This is a genomic window from Thermobifida fusca YX (genome assembly GCF_000012405.1).
GTDB classification, from domain to species: Bacteria; Actinomycetota; Actinomycetes; order Streptosporangiales; family Streptosporangiaceae; genus Thermobifida; species Thermobifida fusca.
In genome coordinates, this window is record NC_007333.1 from 1,100,209 (window position 1) to 1,116,170 (window position 15,962).

Annotated in this window: 14 protein-coding genes; 12 read left to right on the plus strand and 2 right to left on the minus strand. The window is 67.7% G+C overall.

Annotation, left to right across the window (positions count from 1 at the left end; all coding sequences use genetic code 11):
• The first annotated feature begins 206 nt into the window (after positions 1-206).
• The 12 genes from TFU_RS04660 to TFU_RS04710 all read left to right on the plus strand — a co-directional run bounded on the left by TFU_RS04660 (position 207) and on the right by TFU_RS04710 (position 12,616).
• The gene (locus tag TFU_RS04660) at positions 207-1,076 is read left to right on the plus strand and encodes a carbohydrate ABC transporter permease (protein WP_016188417.1); all 870 of its coding nucleotides are present in this window, start codon (positions 207-209) and stop codon (positions 1,074-1,076) included.
• Positions 1,076-1,990: a carbohydrate ABC transporter permease gene (locus tag TFU_RS04665; protein WP_011291383.1), complete on the plus strand. Its 915-nt coding sequence runs from the start codon at positions 1,076-1,078 to the stop codon at positions 1,988-1,990. Before TFU_RS04660 ends, TFU_RS04665 begins: the two co-directional genes overlap by 1 nt.
• A gap of 20 nt (positions 1,991-2,010) precedes the next feature.
• Positions 2,011-3,441 carry a GH1 family beta-glucosidase gene (locus TFU_RS04670; protein ID WP_038043471.1) on the plus strand — a complete coding sequence of 477 codons (1,431 nt, stop codon included), beginning with the start codon at positions 2,011-2,013 and terminating at the stop codon, positions 3,439-3,441.
• Between the two features lie 108 nt (positions 3,442-3,549).
• The gene (locus TFU_RS04675) at positions 3,550-4,572 is read left to right on the plus strand and encodes a LacI family DNA-binding transcriptional regulator (protein ID WP_011291385.1); all 1,023 of its coding nucleotides are present in this window, start codon (positions 3,550-3,552) and stop codon (positions 4,570-4,572) included.
• Between the two features lie 90 nt (positions 4,573-4,662).
• The gene (locus TFU_RS04680) at positions 4,663-4,866 is read left to right on the plus strand and encodes a hypothetical protein (RefSeq protein ID WP_081430397.1); all 204 of its coding nucleotides are present in this window, start codon (positions 4,663-4,665) and stop codon (positions 4,864-4,866) included.
• Positions 4,867-4,966: 100 nt separating this feature from the next.
• Positions 4,967-5,659 carry a hypothetical protein gene (locus TFU_RS04685; RefSeq protein ID WP_011291386.1) on the plus strand — a complete coding sequence of 231 codons (693 nt, stop codon included), beginning with the start codon at positions 4,967-4,969 and terminating at the stop codon, positions 5,657-5,659.
• Between the two features lie 510 nt (positions 5,660-6,169).
• Positions 6,170-9,403 (plus strand): nitrate- and nitrite sensing domain-containing protein, encoded by a 3,234-nt coding sequence (locus TFU_RS04690; RefSeq protein ID WP_011291387.1) that lies wholly within the window; start codon positions 6,170-6,172, stop codon positions 9,401-9,403.
• 201 nt (positions 9,404-9,604) lie between these two features.
• The gene (locus TFU_RS04695; protein WP_011291388.1) at positions 9,605-10,006 is read left to right on the plus strand and encodes a roadblock/LC7 domain-containing protein; all 402 of its coding nucleotides are present in this window, start codon (positions 9,605-9,607) and stop codon (positions 10,004-10,006) included.
• Positions 10,007-10,026: 20 nt separating this feature from the next.
• A complete protein-coding gene (locus TFU_RS15765; RefSeq protein WP_011291389.1) occupies positions 10,027-10,521 on the plus strand; it encodes a DUF742 domain-containing protein in 495 nt (164 codons plus the stop codon).
• A 34-nt stretch (positions 10,522-10,555) separates the two neighbouring features.
• A complete protein-coding gene (locus tag TFU_RS04700) occupies positions 10,556-11,143 on the plus strand; it encodes a GTP-binding protein (RefSeq protein ID WP_011291390.1) in 588 nt (195 codons plus the stop codon).
• A gap of 110 nt (positions 11,144-11,253) precedes the next feature.
• The gene (locus tag TFU_RS04705) at positions 11,254-12,045 is read left to right on the plus strand and encodes a class I SAM-dependent methyltransferase (protein WP_011291391.1); all 792 of its coding nucleotides are present in this window, start codon (positions 11,254-11,256) and stop codon (positions 12,043-12,045) included.
• 136 nt (positions 12,046-12,181) lie between these two features.
• Entirely contained in the window at positions 12,182-12,616 is a 435-nt protein-coding gene (locus tag TFU_RS04710; protein ID WP_011291392.1) for a CBS domain-containing protein, read from the plus strand.
• 79 nt (positions 12,617-12,695) lie between these two features.
• On the opposite strand, the gene TFU_RS04715 is transcribed toward TFU_RS04710, so the two are convergent.
• Both TFU_RS04715 and TFU_RS04720 read right to left on the minus strand, forming a co-directional pair.
• On the minus strand, positions 12,696-13,850 hold the full coding sequence (locus TFU_RS04715) for an acyl-CoA dehydrogenase family protein (protein WP_011291393.1): 1,155 nt from the start codon (positions 13,848-13,850) through the stop codon (positions 12,696-12,698).
• The gene (locus tag TFU_RS04720) at positions 13,850-15,940 is read right to left on the minus strand and encodes an acetyl/propionyl/methylcrotonyl-CoA carboxylase subunit alpha (RefSeq protein ID WP_011291394.1); all 2,091 of its coding nucleotides are present in this window, start codon (positions 15,938-15,940) and stop codon (positions 13,850-13,852) included. Before TFU_RS04720 ends, TFU_RS04715 begins: the two co-directional genes overlap by 1 nt.
• Positions 15,941-15,962: the final 22 nt, after the last annotated feature.

Here is a 15,962-nt window from a genome sequence, read left to right on the forward strand (position 1 = left end):
GCTCCCCCTCCTCCCTCTCCCGAATGGCGCGGGCGGGCCGTCCTCTCTTCCATCTGACATCTGACCTCTCACGGTGAGGAGAGCTTGACGTGACTCTTCTTAGGCGTGGCGCCGCCCCGCCCGGGGACAAGGAGGCGACCAGCCTTCCCCGACCCGGGAACGACGCCGTGACGGAGAGGGAGCGCAGGCAGATCTTCTGGACCCGAATGGATCTGCGGGTCACCCCTTATCTGTTCATCGCCCCCTTCTTCATCCTGTTCGCGATCTTCGGCCTGTTTCCGCTGCTCTACACCGTCTGGGTGTCGCTCCACGACTGGACGCTGCTCGGCGGAAACCAGGGGTTCAACTGGTTCGCGCACTACACCAGGCTCGTCCAGGACGCCAAGTTCTGGAACTCGCTGTACAACACCTTCGGCATCTTCGTCGTCGCGGTTGTTCCGCAGCTGCTCCTGGCCATGTACCTGGCCGACACGCTGAGCCGGAGGATCCGCGCGGTCAACTTCTTCCGCATGGGGCTCCTGCTGCCCTACCTCACCTCGATCGCTGCCGTGGCGATCGTCTTCTCCCAGCTGTTCGGTACCCAGTTCGGTCTCATCAACTACGTGCTGGGCTTCTTCGGCATCGACCCGATCAACTGGCAGGCAGGCCGGTTCTCCTCGTGGGTCGCGATCGCGGTGATGATCGACTGGCGCTGGACCGGCTACAACGCGCTGATCTACCTGGCGGCGATGTCGGCCATCCCCCGGGAGATCTACGAGGCCGCTGCCATTGACGGGGCGTCGCGCATGCGGCAGTTCTGGCAGATCACCATCCCCATGCTGCGGCCCACCATCATCTTCACCGTCATCGTCTCCACGATCGGCCAGATGCAGCTCTTCACTGAGCCGGTCATCTTCGGCGACGTGGCGGGCGGTACTCAAGGACAGTTCCAGACCACGATGATGCTGATCTTCGAGGAGGCGTTCCGCTTCAACAACTACGGGTACGGCTCCGCGATCGCCTGGACGCTATTCATGATCATCGTGGTGCTCAGCGCGCTGAACGCGCTGCTCACCAGCAAGATCAAGGGGGCATGATGGCTGCGACTTCGACCCCGTCTTCTCCGTCTGTGTCGGCAGTCCCCCAGTCCGCGAAGAAGCGGAAGCGGAAAAACGGCGGCAGCATCGGTATGCGGGAGGCGACCCCGCTCACCTACATCGGGCTGTCCCTCACCATCCTGCTGTCGGTCTTCCCCCTATGGTGGATGTTCGTCGTGGCCAGCCGCGACACTGCTGCCGCCTCAGCCCGTCCACCCTACCTGTGGCCCGGCGGGAATTTCCTGGAAAATCTGGAACGCCTGTTCGCGAACACCACCGCCAACTTCACGCTCGGTCTGCTCAACTCGACGATTTCCGCTACCGCCGTGGCGCTCTCGGTGGTGTTCTTCTCCTCGCTCGCCGGGTTCTCCCTGGCCAAGCTGCGCTTCAAGGGCCGCAACGTGGCCGCGGTCGGCGTTGTGCTGACCATGGCCGTGCCTGTGCAGATGGGAATCATCCCGCTGCTGATGCTCATGGAGTGGTTCGGCTGGCGCGGCCAGATCACCGCGATCATCGTGCCCTTCATGGTCAGCGGCTTCGGCGTGTTCATGATGCGCCAGTACTGCATCCAGGCGATCCCTGACGAACTGCTGGAAGCGGCGCGTATGGACGGCTGCTCCACGTTCCGCATCTACTGGAACGTGGTCCTTCCTGCCCTCCGCCCTGCGATGGTGGTGCTCGGCCTGCTGACGTTCATGACGCAGTGGAACGAGTTCACCTGGGCGCTGGCGGTGCTGACTCCCGCCAACCCGACCGTCCAGATCGCCATCAACCAGCTCAACCAGTCGGCGTACTCGCGTGACTTCGCGCTCATGTTCACCGGGTCCGTCGTCGCAACCCTCCCCCTGCTCATCCTGTTCTTCGTCCTCGGCCGTCAACTCATCGGCCGGATCATGGAAGGTGCCATTAAGTGACCTCGCAATCGACGACTCCTCTGGGCAATCTCGAGGAGACTCCCAAACCGGATATCCGCTTCCCGTCCGATTTCGTGTGGGGAGTGGCGACCGCTTCGTTCCAGATCGAAGGCTCCACCACGGCCGACGGCCGCGGCCCCAGCATCTGGGACACCTTCTGCGCCACTCCGGGCAAGGTCGAGAACGGCGACACGGGCGACCCTGCCTGCGACCACTACAACCGGTACCGCGATGACGTGGCCTTGATGCGGGAGCTGGGCGTGGGCGCCTACCGCTTCTCCATCGCCTGGCCGCGGATCCAGCCCGAGGGCAAGGGCACGCCCGTGGAGGCCGGGCTGGACTTCTACGACCGGCTTGTGGACTGCCTGCTGGAGGCCGGCATCGAGCCGTGGCCGACCCTCTACCACTGGGACCTGCCGCAGGCGCTGGAGGACGCGGGCGGCTGGCCCAACCGGGACACGGCCAAGCGGTTCGCCGACTACGCGGAGATCGTCTACCGCCGGCTCGGCGACCGGATCACCAACTGGAACACGCTCAACGAGCCGTGGTGCTCCGCGTTCCTGGGCTACGCCTCCGGCGTGCACGCCCCGGGCCGCCAGGAGCCGGCTGCTGCGCTGGCCGCCGCCCACCACCTGATGCTGGGCCACGGGCTGGCCGCTGCCGTGATGCGGGACTTGGCGGGCCAGGCCGGACGTTCCGTGCGGATCGGTGTCGCGCACAACCAGACCACGGTCCGTCCCTACACTGACAGTGAGGCCGACCGGGACGCTGCGCGCCGGATTGACGCCCTGCGGAACCGCATCTTCACCGAGCCGCTGGTGAAGGGCCGCTACCCGGAGGACCTGATCGAGGACGTCGCCGCGGTCACCGACTACAGCTTCGTCCAGGACGGCGACCTGAAGACCATCTCCGCCAACCTGGACATGATGGGCGTCAACTTCTACAACCCGAGCTGGGTGTCAGGCAACCGGGAGAACGGGGGCTCCGACCGGCTGCCCGACGAGGGCTACTCGCCGTCGGTCGGCAGCGAGCATGTCGTGGAGGTGGACCCCGGCCTGCCGGTGACCGCCATGGGCTGGCCGATCGACCCGACCGGGCTGTACGACACGCTGACCCGGCTGGCCAACGACTACCCGGGCCTGCCGCTGTACATCACCGAGAACGGCGCCGCCTTCGAGGACAAGGTGGTCGACGGCGCGGTGCACGACACCGAGCGGATCGCCTACCTGGACTCGCACCTGCGGGCCGCGCACGCTGCCATTGAGGCGGGCGTGCCGCTCAAGGGCTACTTCGCCTGGTCGTTCATGGACAACTTCGAGTGGGCCCTCGGGTACGGGAAGCGGTTCGGCATCGTGCACGTGGACTACGAGAGCCAGACGCGCACGGTGAAGGACAGCGGCTGGTGGTACTCCCGGGTGATGCGCAACGGGGGAATCTTCGGACAGGAATAGTCCGCCAGACCGAGAATAGATAGGTCAAAATCTCGCCGTCCCGGCGGCTTCCACGGTACAAACAAGGAGGATGCCGGGACGGCGCGGTCGTGGGTTGGGGGAACAAGGATGGAGCGTCGGCGACGTCCGACACTAGAGATGGTGGCCGCGTTGGCCGGGGTCGGCCGAGGCACGGTGTCTCGGGTGATCAACGGCTCTGACCAGGTCAGTCCGGCCACGCGAGAGGCCGTGAAGCGGGCGATCAAAGAGCTGGGCTACGTGCCGAACCGCGCAGCCCGCACCCTGGTCACCCGACGTACCGACACCGTAGCCCTGGTGGTGTCGGAAAACAACCAGAAGCTCTTCGCCGAACCCTTCTATGCCGGGATCGTGCTCGGCGTGGGGGTTGCTCTGTCCGAACGGGGATTCCAGTTCGTCCTGGCCACGGGCCGCTCCGGGATAGAGCATGAGCGGCTGGGCGGCTACCTGGCCGGACAGCACGTCGACGGGGTCCTCCTGCTGTCGCTCCACCGCGACGACCCGCTGCCGCAGATGCTGGACGAGGCCGGGGTGCCGTACGTCTACGGCGGCCGTCCGCTCGGCGTCCCCGAAGAACAGGTGTCCTATGTCGATATCGACAACATCGGCGGGGGACGCCAGGCCACCCAGCGGCTGATCGAGACCGGGCACCGGCGGATCGCTACGATCGCGGGCCCGCAGGACATGGTCGCTGGTGTGGAACGCCTCCAGGGGTATCGCGAAGCACTGCTCGCCGCGGGGATGGAGTACGACGAGACGCTGGTGAGCTACGGTGACTTCACCTACGACAGCGGGGTGGCCGCGATGCGGGAGCTGCTGGATCGGGCCCCCGACGTGGACGCCGTGTTCGCGGCCTCCGACTTGATGGGGCTGGCCGCGCTGCGGGTGCTGCGTGCTTCGGGACGCCGCGTGCCCGAGGATGTGGCGGTGGTCGGCTACGACGACTCGACCGTAGCCGAGCACGCCGAACCGCCGATGACCAGCGTCAACCAGCCCACCGAGCTGATGGGCCGGGAGATGGCCCGGCTGCTCGTGGACCGGATCACCGGGGAGACCACCGAACCGGTGCGGCTGGTGCTGGAGACCCATTTGATGGTGCGGGAATCCGGGTGAGGTCCGCACGTCGCCCTGGATCCGCGCCCGCGGTGGACGACACCCGCTGACGCGAGGATAAAGAGGACAACGGGAGGCAGGCGGAAGCCGGTGGAGACGCTCCGAGCACGGTGCGAAGTGGACGACTGCGAGTGGTGCGCGCAGAGCGGTGTTCCGTGCCGCTGCTGCGGCGGGAGCGGCCAGTGGCGGCCGGAGCGGCCGAAACGCGACCCTGACGGGGTGATCGGCTGGATCCGGGTGGTGGAGATGTGCCGTATGTGCGGCGGCACCGGCAAAGAGCACAATCCGCTGTAACCGGCGGCCGGATGAGGGGCCCGCGCAAAGGGGACCGGTAGGTTTCCCCCGAGGACGGTGCCTGGGCGTGGGGCCCGGGACTGCGGACAGGGGGTGCACGATGCGCTGGGTTACCTATCTTTCCCCTAGCGGGGGCGAGCAGCGTCCCGGAGTAGTGGACGACGGCTGTGTGTTCGGCTATCCGGGGCCTGAGGATCTGCCCCAGCTGCTGGCGAAGGGCACTGCCGCGCTGCGGGAGGCCCACCGGCAGGCGTTGGCGGAGCCGGTGGAGATCATCGTGGAGTTCGAGACCCGGTTGTGCGCCCCGTTGGTCCCGGAGCGTCCGCTGACCGTGGTCCGCGTGGAGGCGGACCCGCTCGCCCTCCACCCGGCGCTGGTGCGCGGCACGGATGACGGCGTGCTGCTTCCCCCGGGGACCGGTGTGCTGGACGCCGAAGTGGGCGTGGCCGCGTTCGCCTCCAGCACGGGGGAGGTCGTCGGGTACACGCTCGCCTGCTTGTGGAGCACGCCGCAGCGGAAGACGGTCGCGGTGACGCTCGGTCCGGCACTGGTGACCGAGGAGGAGCTCGACGGTGCCGCGGTTTTCCCGTTCACGGTGAGCGTGGACGACGTGGCGGCCGCCCAGGGGACGGTGGAGCGCGGCCTGCTGGCCCGCCGGGCCGAAGCCGACAGGGGGCCGGTGGGGGTGCTGCCCGCGCGGGTCCGGTCGCTGGCCGCGGGCGCGGAGTTCTTTGTCGACGCGGGGCTGCTCGGCATGTTCGAACTGCGGGTCGGCTCCGGTACGGGCACCTGAGGAGCACGGGGCCGACCCCGCGTGGCGGGGACCGCAGCCTTGCGTGGCGTCCACCACGCTGCCAGGAGTTTTCCACAGACCTTATACGGACGTGCACAAAAAGTTATCCATGTGATGGAATGGGGCTGCGCCATCCTCACAGTACGGGAACTTCTGGCGGAAAAGGGCGCAAAAGACTAGACCAGTGAGACGTAACGGTATACACCGTTTGTAGGTAGTTCCGGTGATTAGGGACGATCGGGGTAGTGCGGGGCACCTGTCCCAATTGGTACGCTAGCGGCTCACGTACGCTGTTCCCGGTTCAGCGCTGCGCGACGCCACAGCCTCCCACTTTGAGGCTCCGCGGCGACAAGATCTCCCTTCTTGTTACCGGGTCCCCTACCCATGACACCTCCGACGGCGCACTGTGGTACGCACAGCGGGCCGGATGGTGCTTGTCCGGTACCCACCCCACGGGGCCTGTGAGTCCGAAAATGCCCCAGGCGGTGACACGAAAGGTTGCGAAGGTCCGTGTCGACACGAGCGACAAACAACGGCGCTGACGCCAAGGACGACGCGCCGGAGCAGGCCGAGAAGACAGAGACCACGGCCAAGCGCCCCGCCAGACGGTGGGACCCCAGGAACTGGCGCGTCCGTTCCCGGTTGGTGGCGCTCGTTGTCGTCCCCACCGCGGCCGCGCTGATTCTGGGAGTCGTCAGATTCTCCGAGAGCGCCCTGAACACGTTCCGGAACGAGCGCACCGAGGCGATGGTGACGCTCGCCGAGGACATCGTGCAGTTGGGCAACGAGCTCGGTAAGGAGCGCATGCTCGTTGCCGCCTACATCGCCGACAACCCCAACCCCACGCGGCGCTCCAACGATCGCGCGGTCGCGCTGCAAGAGCAGCAGAAGATCGTTGACCAAGAGCTCAACGACGTCCGTGCAGGAGCGAACGAACTAGGCACCCCCTCCGACCCGCTCGTCAAGGAGCGGCTCGACATCATGCTCGACTCCTTGGAGAAACTGAACGGGGTGCGGGAGGAGGTCACCAGCACCAGGGTCACGATGCTTCCGGCGGTCACCAAGTACCGCCAGATCATCTCCACGCTCACCGACTTTGTGGAGACGCTGGCCAACGCCACCAACACCTCTTCGGAGCTGCGGGAGAGCGTCCGTGCGCTCAGCGCGCTCGGCCGGGCCCGGGACGACCAGTCCTACGAGGCCGCGCTCATGGTGCACTCCCTGATCCGCGACTCGATGTCCGGCGGTGTGCAGGACTCGATTGAGAGCACCCAGGCGCGCTACAACAACGAGATCCGCAACTTCCGCAACAGCGCGACCCCCGCGCAGGAGGCGCTGCTCGACGAGAACTACGGAGGCTTGGACGTCAGCCGGCTGGGCACCATGCGGCTGCGTGCCCTGCTGCGGGCCGATGAAGGCCAGCCGCTGACGGGGATCACGGACGGGGACGACGCGGACAGCTACCAGCAGACGGCCCTCAGCGCTCTGGACACGCTGGCCAAGGTGGAGAGCTCCCTGGCCAGGATGGTGCGCGCCGAGGCGACCGCCCACAAGGAGCAGGGCCGCAGGCTGCTGCTCTTCGACAGCATCACGGTGCTCTTCGTCGTCGTCTTCGTCTTCTTGACGACCTCGTGGGTGGCGCGCAGCATGGTGATCCCGCTGCGGGTCCTGCGGGACGGCGCGATGCGGATCGCCGCGAAGGACCTGCCCGAAGCGATCGTCCGGATGCGCGAGACGAACGTGCGTCCAGAAGAGGTGAAGATTACCCCGCTCGAAGTCGACTCCTCCGACGAGTTCGGCGAGGTGGCCCGCTCCTTCGACGAGGTGCACCGCTCCGCGCTGCGGCTGGCTGCTGACGAGGCCGCCCTGCGGGCCAACGTCAACGCGATGTTCGTGAACCTATCGCGGCGGAGCCAGAGCCTGGTGGAGCGGCAGCTGCGCCTTATCGAGCACCTGGAGCAGAGCGAGCAGGACGAAGAGCGTCTGGCAGAGCTGTTCCAGCTCGACCACTTGGCCACCCGCATGCGCCGCAACAACGAGAACCTGCTGGTCCTCTCCGGGCAGGACAACACCCGCAAGTGGGCCCAGCCGGTTCCGCTGGTCGACGTGCTGCGGGCCGCGGTCTCCGAGGTGGAGCAGTACGCGCGGGTCAACGTGCGCGCCCCCTCCCACGTGTCGGTGCTGGGCCGCCCAGTCAACGACGTCATCCACCTCATCGCCGAGCTGGTGGAGAACGCCACCGTGTTCTCCGCGCACGACACCCAGGTGTCGGTGACCGCGCAGGCTGTCGACAACGGCGACATCATCATCGAGATCACCGACTCGGGTATCGGTATGTCGGCCGAGGAGCTGGAGAGCGCCAACCAGAAGCTCGCCGAGCCTCCGGTGATCGACGTTGCGGTCTCCCGCCGCATGGGTCTGTTCGTGGTGAGCCGCCTGGCCAACCGGCACGGTATCGAGGTGCGGCTGCGTCCGGCGCACAACGGCGGTATCACTGCCGCGGTGCGGCTGCCCAACGACCTGCTCATCACCCCGGTCGAGCCGACGCCTCCGGCGCTCACCTCGGGGCGTGGCACCACTGTTCCGGACACGTACGCCGAGGCGACCGCGGCGTTCGCGTCGTCGCCGGCTCCGGCGGATCCCGCGGACAGCGTGTGGGAGCCGCGTACCAGCAACGACCGCCCGGTGTGGGAGCCGCGCACAACCCCCTCGGGGCTGCCGAAGCGGCCCGACCCGGCGACCCGTGCCGCCCAGCAGGGCCAGCAGACCCCGCCGGAGCACCCGCCGAGCGGCGAGGACCTGTGGGACGCGGGATGGAAGCGGTCGGTGTCCCGCACCACTTCCCCCCAACCGGTGGCGGACCGTCCGGAGACGCCGCGCACGGAAACCCCGCGTCCGGAGACCCCGCGTCCGGAGACCCCGCGGACCGAGACTCCGCGCACGGAGAGCCCGGCGGACACCACGTCGACGTCGGCGATACCGACGGTGTCCGATTCGCGTCCGTCTGCTGCGGACACCGTGGGATCGTCCCGCACCGGCGGGCAGAGCGTCTACGGCTACTCCCTGGACCGGCCGGGACAGCGCTCCGCTCACCCGCTCGGGGACACGCGCAGCAGCACCTCGGAGCGGCAGGGCTGGCAGCAGAATCCGCTGTCGTCGTCCTACTCCAGCGGTAGCGGCCGCACCGAGCAGCCCGAGGTGCGGGAGGGCTACGGATCCACCGCCTACCTGTCCAAGCGGTACGGCCCGGGAAGCGGAAACCAGAACACGATCATTCCGCCGTCCCCGGAGCACGAGTCCAACGAGCCGCTGCCGATCTTCGACTCCATCGAGTCGAACTGGTTCCGTCGCCGCACAGTGCGTCCGGCGGTGACGACGACGGAAACCGGTCCGATCAGCGCCGTCAGCACGCCCGACGGGCTGGGCACCGAGCCTGCTGCTCCTGCTCAGCAGCAGAGCCAGCAGCCCCGCCCCGAGGACGAGTGGCGTTCGGCTGCGGACGCCGGTTGGAAGACCGCGGCGGAACGGGCCAGTGCACCGATTGCGGGTGGCATTACCGCCTCGGGCCTGCCGAAGCGGATTCCGCGCGCGAACCTGGTGCCGGGTGCTGCTCCGGCTCCGGAGAACTTCAAGCAGATCACGTCGCGCTCCGCGGAGCGGGTGCGCAGCCGGTTCTCCAGTTTCCAGCAGGGCATCCGTCAGGGACGCGACGCCCTGAACAAGCGCTCGTCCCAGGAGGAATAATGTCCGATTTGAAGGTCGGTGTCCCGTGACGTTGCAGCCGACCAGGCCTATGCCAGGGAGTGGATACCAGATGCCCAATGAATTAACATCATCTGCACTTCCCGGACATGGCATCGCAATCAAGTCATCCGCGAAAAACTCTCGGCTGTCGGCCGTTTACCCAATCGGTCGATGTGAAGGCTGGGACCGACAGGAGAGCAGATGAGTCAACCGGTTAATGAACTCAACTGGCTGATCACTGACTTCGCCAATCGTGTGCCCGATGTGGCTCACGCGATTGTGGTGTCGTCGGACGGTCTACCGTTGGCGGCTTCAGCCGGGTTCCCTGCTGACCGTGCCGACCAGTTGGCTGCGATCGCCTCCGGTCTCTCCAGCCTCACACAAGGTGCAGCCCGGGTCTTTGAAGGCGGAGCAGTCGCGCAGACCGTGGTTGAGATGGAGCGTGGGCTGCTCCTTATCATGGCCATCAGCGACGGATCATGCCTTGCGGTGCTCGCTGCCGCCGAATGTGACCTCGGTCTGGTCGGCTACGAGATGACACTGCTCGTAGAGCGGGCCGGCCGGGCACTGACTCCGGCAGCACGCACTCCGGGCGTCCACTGACCCACCACCGACAGGAGGAAGTGGTGGCACCACCTCACGGTAGAGACTCCGGGAGCGCCTCATGGTTTGGCGACCCGTCAGCCAGTGCCTCGAGGCCGCTGTCCGACCCGCTAGCCGGTGGAGAACCGCCTACCACCCCACAGGTCACCGGGCAGCAGTGGTCCATCGGTGAAAGCGCGCCGAGTTCGTTGGTACGGCCTTACGCGGTGACCCGTGGCCGGACCAAGCCGAAGACTCATCTGCCGTTGGAAGCACTGATTTCCACGACCGCGACGGCGCGTAGCGAGTTCGGGACGCTTACTCCCGAATGCCAGGCGATTACCGACCTGTGTCGGGAGTGGCGATCAGTGGCGGAGATCTCTGCCCTGTGCCGGATACCGCTCGGTGTCGCGCGAGTTCTGGTGGCGGATATGGCAGAACAGGGTCTTGTGCAGATCAGGTCGTCGCTGAACACCGACAGCCGGCCCAATGTCAACCTGCTTGAAAGGGTACTCAGTGGACTTCGCAAGCTCTAGCCCGGCCGACGAGGGCGGTGCTGTGGCGAATGCGATGACGTCGGTGAAGATCGTCGTCGCCGGGGGCTTCGGCGTCGGGAAGACGACGTTTGTGGGGTCGGTCTCTGAGATCGTTCCACTGACCACCGAAGCGGTGATGACTAGCGCCAGCGTCGGAGTCGACGACTTGGCGAAAACACCGGACAAGCAGACGACCACAGTCGCCATGGACTTCGGTCGGGTGTCCCTCGACTCCGACCTCATCCTCTACCTGTTCGGTACCCCCGGGCAGCACCGCTTCTGGTTCATGTGGGATGACTTGGTCAAAGGAGCCATCGGCGCGGTGGTCCTGGTGGACACCCGCCGCCTGGCGGACTGCTTCCCGGCCATCGACTACTTCGAAGAAGCGAAGCTGCCGTTCATCGTCGCAATCAACGGTTTCGACTCTTACTTCCCCCACTCGATCAGCGAGGTGCGGGACGCCTTGACGCTCAGCGAGGACATTCCGATCGTGCAGTGCGACGCCCGGGACCGGGCGTCCACCAAGGCGACGCTGATCCGCCTGGTGGAGCACGCGATCGCGGTCGGGGACGCCTCCGCGGAGCAGACTACCCCCACGGGCGGCCACCCCTCCTGGCGGTAGGGAAGATTACCGAGGATTCGGGTCCGGCACCTGGTGCCGGGCCCCCTTTTTTGCCGCGTCTCCCGGCGGTGGTGCTGGACCTGGGTTCGGTGACCAGGAATCATGCGGGCATGACTTTCCACGATGAACGCAGGGCTTTCTGGGAGGAGCGCCTCGACGCGGACTGGACGGAGACCGGGGTCGGCTACCGGGCTTTGGGTCGGTCGTTCAACGAGTGGATGTACCGGGTGCGCCAGGAGGTGTTCGCGGAGCGGGTGGGGGCGCTCGCCGTGGACTGGTCTCGGGCGCGGGTGTTGGACGTGGGCTCGGGGACCGGGTTCTATGTCCGCGCCTGGCAGCGGTTGGGCGCGGTCGCGGTCACTGGCTGCGATTTGACGGAGGCCGCGGTGGTGCGGCTGCGGGAGCGGTTTCCGGGGCTGCGGTTCGAACGGGTGGATATCGCCGACCCGCAGGGGGTGTTCGACGAGGCTGAGTTCGACGCGGTCTCCTGTATGGACGTGCTGTTCCATATCACGGACGACGAGCGTTACGCGGCCGCGGTGAAGTCGATCGCCCACCTGGTGCGGTCTGGCGGGTATTTCGTGTTCTCGGAGAATTTCCTGCACCGTCCGGCCCAGCGCGGCGTCAACCAGGTCAACCGTCCGTTGGAGTGGATCACTGCCCGGTTGGATGAGGCCGGGTTCGACGTGGTGCACCGGTCGCCGTTCCTCATGCTCATGAACGCGCAGGTGGATGCGGGGCCGGTGTGGCGCAAGCTGTGGGGCGGCCTGCTGCGCGCGGTGACGCTCACCGAGCCGACGGGGTGGCTGGCCGGGGCGGCGCTCTACCCGTTGGAGCGGCATTTGGTGCGCACGCGGATGGAGAGCCCGACCACGGAGATCATGATCTGCCGCCGCCGATGAATCTGTTTTGTGGATTTATGTGGTGTTTTGTCCGGTTCGTGGATGTGGTTCGGGCTGGTGGGTAGAAGCCCTCACAGTTCCCGTCCGCGCACAGACCAGCGGATTGTCGCGGGAACGGAACAAAGGGGGGAGAATCATGACCACAGCCAAGGACATCATGCACGAGGGTGTCCAGTGCATTGAGACGAACACGAACCTGGTGACCGCGGCGCGCATGATGCGGGACCTCGGAGTCGGTGCTCTGCCGATCTGCGGGGAGGACAACCGACTGAAGGGCATCATCACGGACCGCGACATCGTGGTGAAGTGCCTGGCGGAAGGCAAGGACCCGAACACCTGTAACGCGATCGAGCTCGCCGAGGGCACCCCGTTCTACGTGGACGCCTCCGACGACATTGAGACCTTGCTGCAGGAGATGACGCAGCACAAGGTCAAGCGGATGCCGGTGATCGAGAACAAGCAGCTCGTCGGCATTGTGAGCGAGGCGGACCTTGCCCAGCACTTGCCGGAGGAAGAGCTCGGCCGGTTCGTGGAGGCGATCAAGTCGGGCCCGCCCGACCACATCGTTTGAGCCGGGTGGCGTGATGACCGCGGGCGGTTCTCTGCCCGGCGGCGGGGGACCGCCCGCCGGTCCGCATGGCTGCCGGCCGCTAGGCGGGCAGTCCGAGTTCCCGGGCGATGACCATCCGCTGGATTTCTGAGGTGCCTTCGCCGATTTCGAGGATTTTGGCGTCGCGGTAGAAGCGTCCGACCGGGTATTCGTTCATGAACCCGTAGCCCCCGAAGATCTGGGTGGCGTCGCGGGCGTTGTCCATGGCCGCGTGGGACGCGACGAGTTTGGCGATGGCGGCTTCTTTTTTGAACGGCTGCCCGGCCAGCAGGCGTGCGGCCGCGTCGTAGTAGGCGAGCCGGGCGGTGTGCACGCGGGCGGCCATGTCCGCGATCTTGAATTGGATCGCCTGGTAGCGGCCGATTTCGCGGCCGAAGGCGACGCGCTGGCCGACGTAGCGCAGGCATTCGTCGACGCAGCCTTGGGCGAGTCCGACGGCGAGCGCGGCGATAGCGATGCGGCCTTCGTCGAGGATACTCAGGAATTGGGCGTAGCCGCGGCCGCGTTCGCCGAGGAGGTTGGCTTCAGGGACCCGGCAGTCGGTGAACACGAGTTCGTTGGTGTCGGAGGCGCACCAGCCGACTTTGGAGTACCGCTGGCCAATAGTGAAGCCGGGAGTGCCGGCGGGGACGATGATCGCGGAGATTTCGGGGCGTCCGTCGGGCCGTTGTCCGGTGACCGCGGTGACGGTGACGAGCGCGGTGATGTCGGTGCCGGAGTTGGTGATGAAGCTTTTGGTGCCGTTGATGACCCATTCTCCGGCATCGAGGCGGGCGGTGGTGCGGGTGGCGCCCGCATCGGAGCCGCCTTCGGGTTCGGTGAGGCCGAACGCGCCGAGGGCTTCTCCGGAGCAGAGCCGGGGCAGCCAGGTGGCTTGCTGTTCAGGGGTGCCGAACCGGTAGATCGGCATTGCGCCGAGGGAGACGGCGGCTTCCAGGGTGATGGCGACGGACGAGTCGACGCGGGCGAGTTCTTCCAGGGCGAGGCAGAGCGCCAGGTAGTCGCCGCCCATGCCGCCGACGTCTTCGGGGAACGGCAGGCCGAACAGGCCCATGCGCCCCATGGCGGCGACGATCTCGTAGGGGAAGGCGGCGCGTTCGTAGTAGTCGCCGATGACAGGCGCGACTTCGGTGCGGGCGAATTCGGCGACGGTGCGGCGCAGTTCTTCGTGTTCGTCGCTGAGACGGTAGGACATCAGCGCGGCTCCTCGGTAGCAGCAGTGGTCGACGGAACGTGGGTGGCGGCCGGGGCGGCCGCCGGGGTGACGACGGCGAGGAGGGCATCAAGGGGAACGGACTGTCCGGGACGGGCGTGCAGTTCGGTGACGGTGCCGTCGACGGGTGCGGCCACGGGGTGCTCCATTTTCATGGCTTCGACGACGGCGAGGGTCTGTCCGGCGCGGACGGTGTCGCCGACGGCGACGGGCACGTCGAGGACGGTGCCGGGCATGGGGCTGCGCACGGCGCCGTCGGCGTGCCCGCTGGTGCGGCGCAGCGGGGCGGTGCGGGGGGCGTCGCGGAAGCACCAGGCCGCGCCCGCATGGCCGAGCCACAGGTCGTGCCCGTCCGTGGCGCGGGTGTAGTGGCGGGCCTGGCCCGCGTAGGTGACGTGCAGGCTGCGCCCGTCTGGGGAGCGGACCGCGGTGGCTTCGTGCGGGTCGGCGTCGGCGACGCGCACGTGGAAGCGGTGCGGGTGGTCGTGGTCGGCGCGGACGCGCACGGTGACGGGGTCGCTGCCGGGCGAGTGGAGCCGCCACACGGTCCACGCAGGTTCGCCGAGCCGCCACCCGTCGGGGATGGTGAACCGGTTGGCGGGGTCGCTGGTCGCGACCAGGTCGAGGTGCCGGTCGAGGGCCGCGGCGGCGAGCACGTCGGGGCCTGCCTGGAGGGCGGGGGCGAGCTCGGGGTGGAGGTGTTCGACGAGCCCGGTGCTGAGCTGTCCGGCGGCGACGTCGGGGTGGGCGAGCAGGGCGCGGAGGAACGCGGTGTTGGTGCCGCAGCCGAGCAGTGTGGTGCGGGCGAGGGCCGCGTCGGCGCGGCGGAGCGCACTAGCGCGGTCGTGGTCCCAGACGACGAGTTTGGCGAGCAGCGGGTCGTAGGCGGAGGTGACGGTGGTGCCTTCGCTGATGCCGGAGTCGACGCGGATGCCGGGCCCGTGGGGTTCGGCGACGTGGAGGATGCGGCCGCCGGTGGGCAGGAAGTTCCGCGCCGGGTCTTCCGCATAGATGCGGCATTCGATCGCGTGCCCCTGCCAGGTGATGTCGTCTTGGGTGAACGGCAGGGCTTCGCCGAGGGCGATGCGGAGTTGCGCTTCCACCAGGTCGATGCCGCGGGTGCCGCGGATGGCGGTGACGGCTTCGGTGACGGGGTGTTCGACTTGGAGCCGCGTGTTCATTTCGAGGAAGAAGAAGCGGTCGGTGTCGTCCCCGGGCACGATGAATTCCACGGTGCCCGCCCCCACGTACCCGCAGGCGCGTGCCGCGGCCACAGCGGCCTGGCCCATGGCGTTCCGCTGCTCGGGGGTGAGCAGCGGGGAGGGGGCTTCTTCCACGATCTTCTGGTGGCGGCGCTGGAGGCTGCATTCGCGTTCCCCCAGGTGGACGATGGTGCCGTGCGTGTCGGCGAGGATTTGCACTTCGATGTGGCGGGGGCGGGCGACGTACCGTTCCGCGAGCAGGGTGGCGTCGCCGAAGGCGGCGCGGGCTTCGCGGCGGGCGGCGGCTGCGGCGTCCGCGAGCTCGTCCGGGCTGTGGACGAGCCGCATGCCTTTCCCGCCGCCGCCAGCGGAGGGTTTGAGGAGCAGGGGGTAGCCGATCTGTGCGGCTGCGGCGGTGAGGTCGGTTGCGGACAGGGGGTGGCCGGGGTCTTCCGCGAATCCGGGGAGGACGGGCACTCCGGCGGCGGCCACGGTCTGTTTGGCGCGGATTTTGTCGCCCATGGCGGCGATCGAGTCCGGGGTCGGGCCGACGAAGACGAGTCCGGCCGCAGTGCAGGCGCGGGCGAAGCCGGCGTTTTCGGCGAGGAACCCGTAGCCGGGGTGGATGAGGGCTGCTCCGCTGGCGTGTGCCGCGGCGATGATCGCGTCCCCGTCCAGGTAGTCGGGGATGCGTAGCGCGCTGTCGGCGGCGCGCACGTGGGGCGCGTCCGCGTCCTGGTCGGTGTAGACGGCGATGGCGGGCAGGGCGAGCTGCCGCAGGGTGCGGATGATCCGCACGGCGATTTCGCCCCGGTTGGCGACGAGGACGGCGGGGGCGGTGCGTAGCGGTGCGGGAAACGGTGTGGTCATCGCGGTGCTCCGTTCTGCTGCG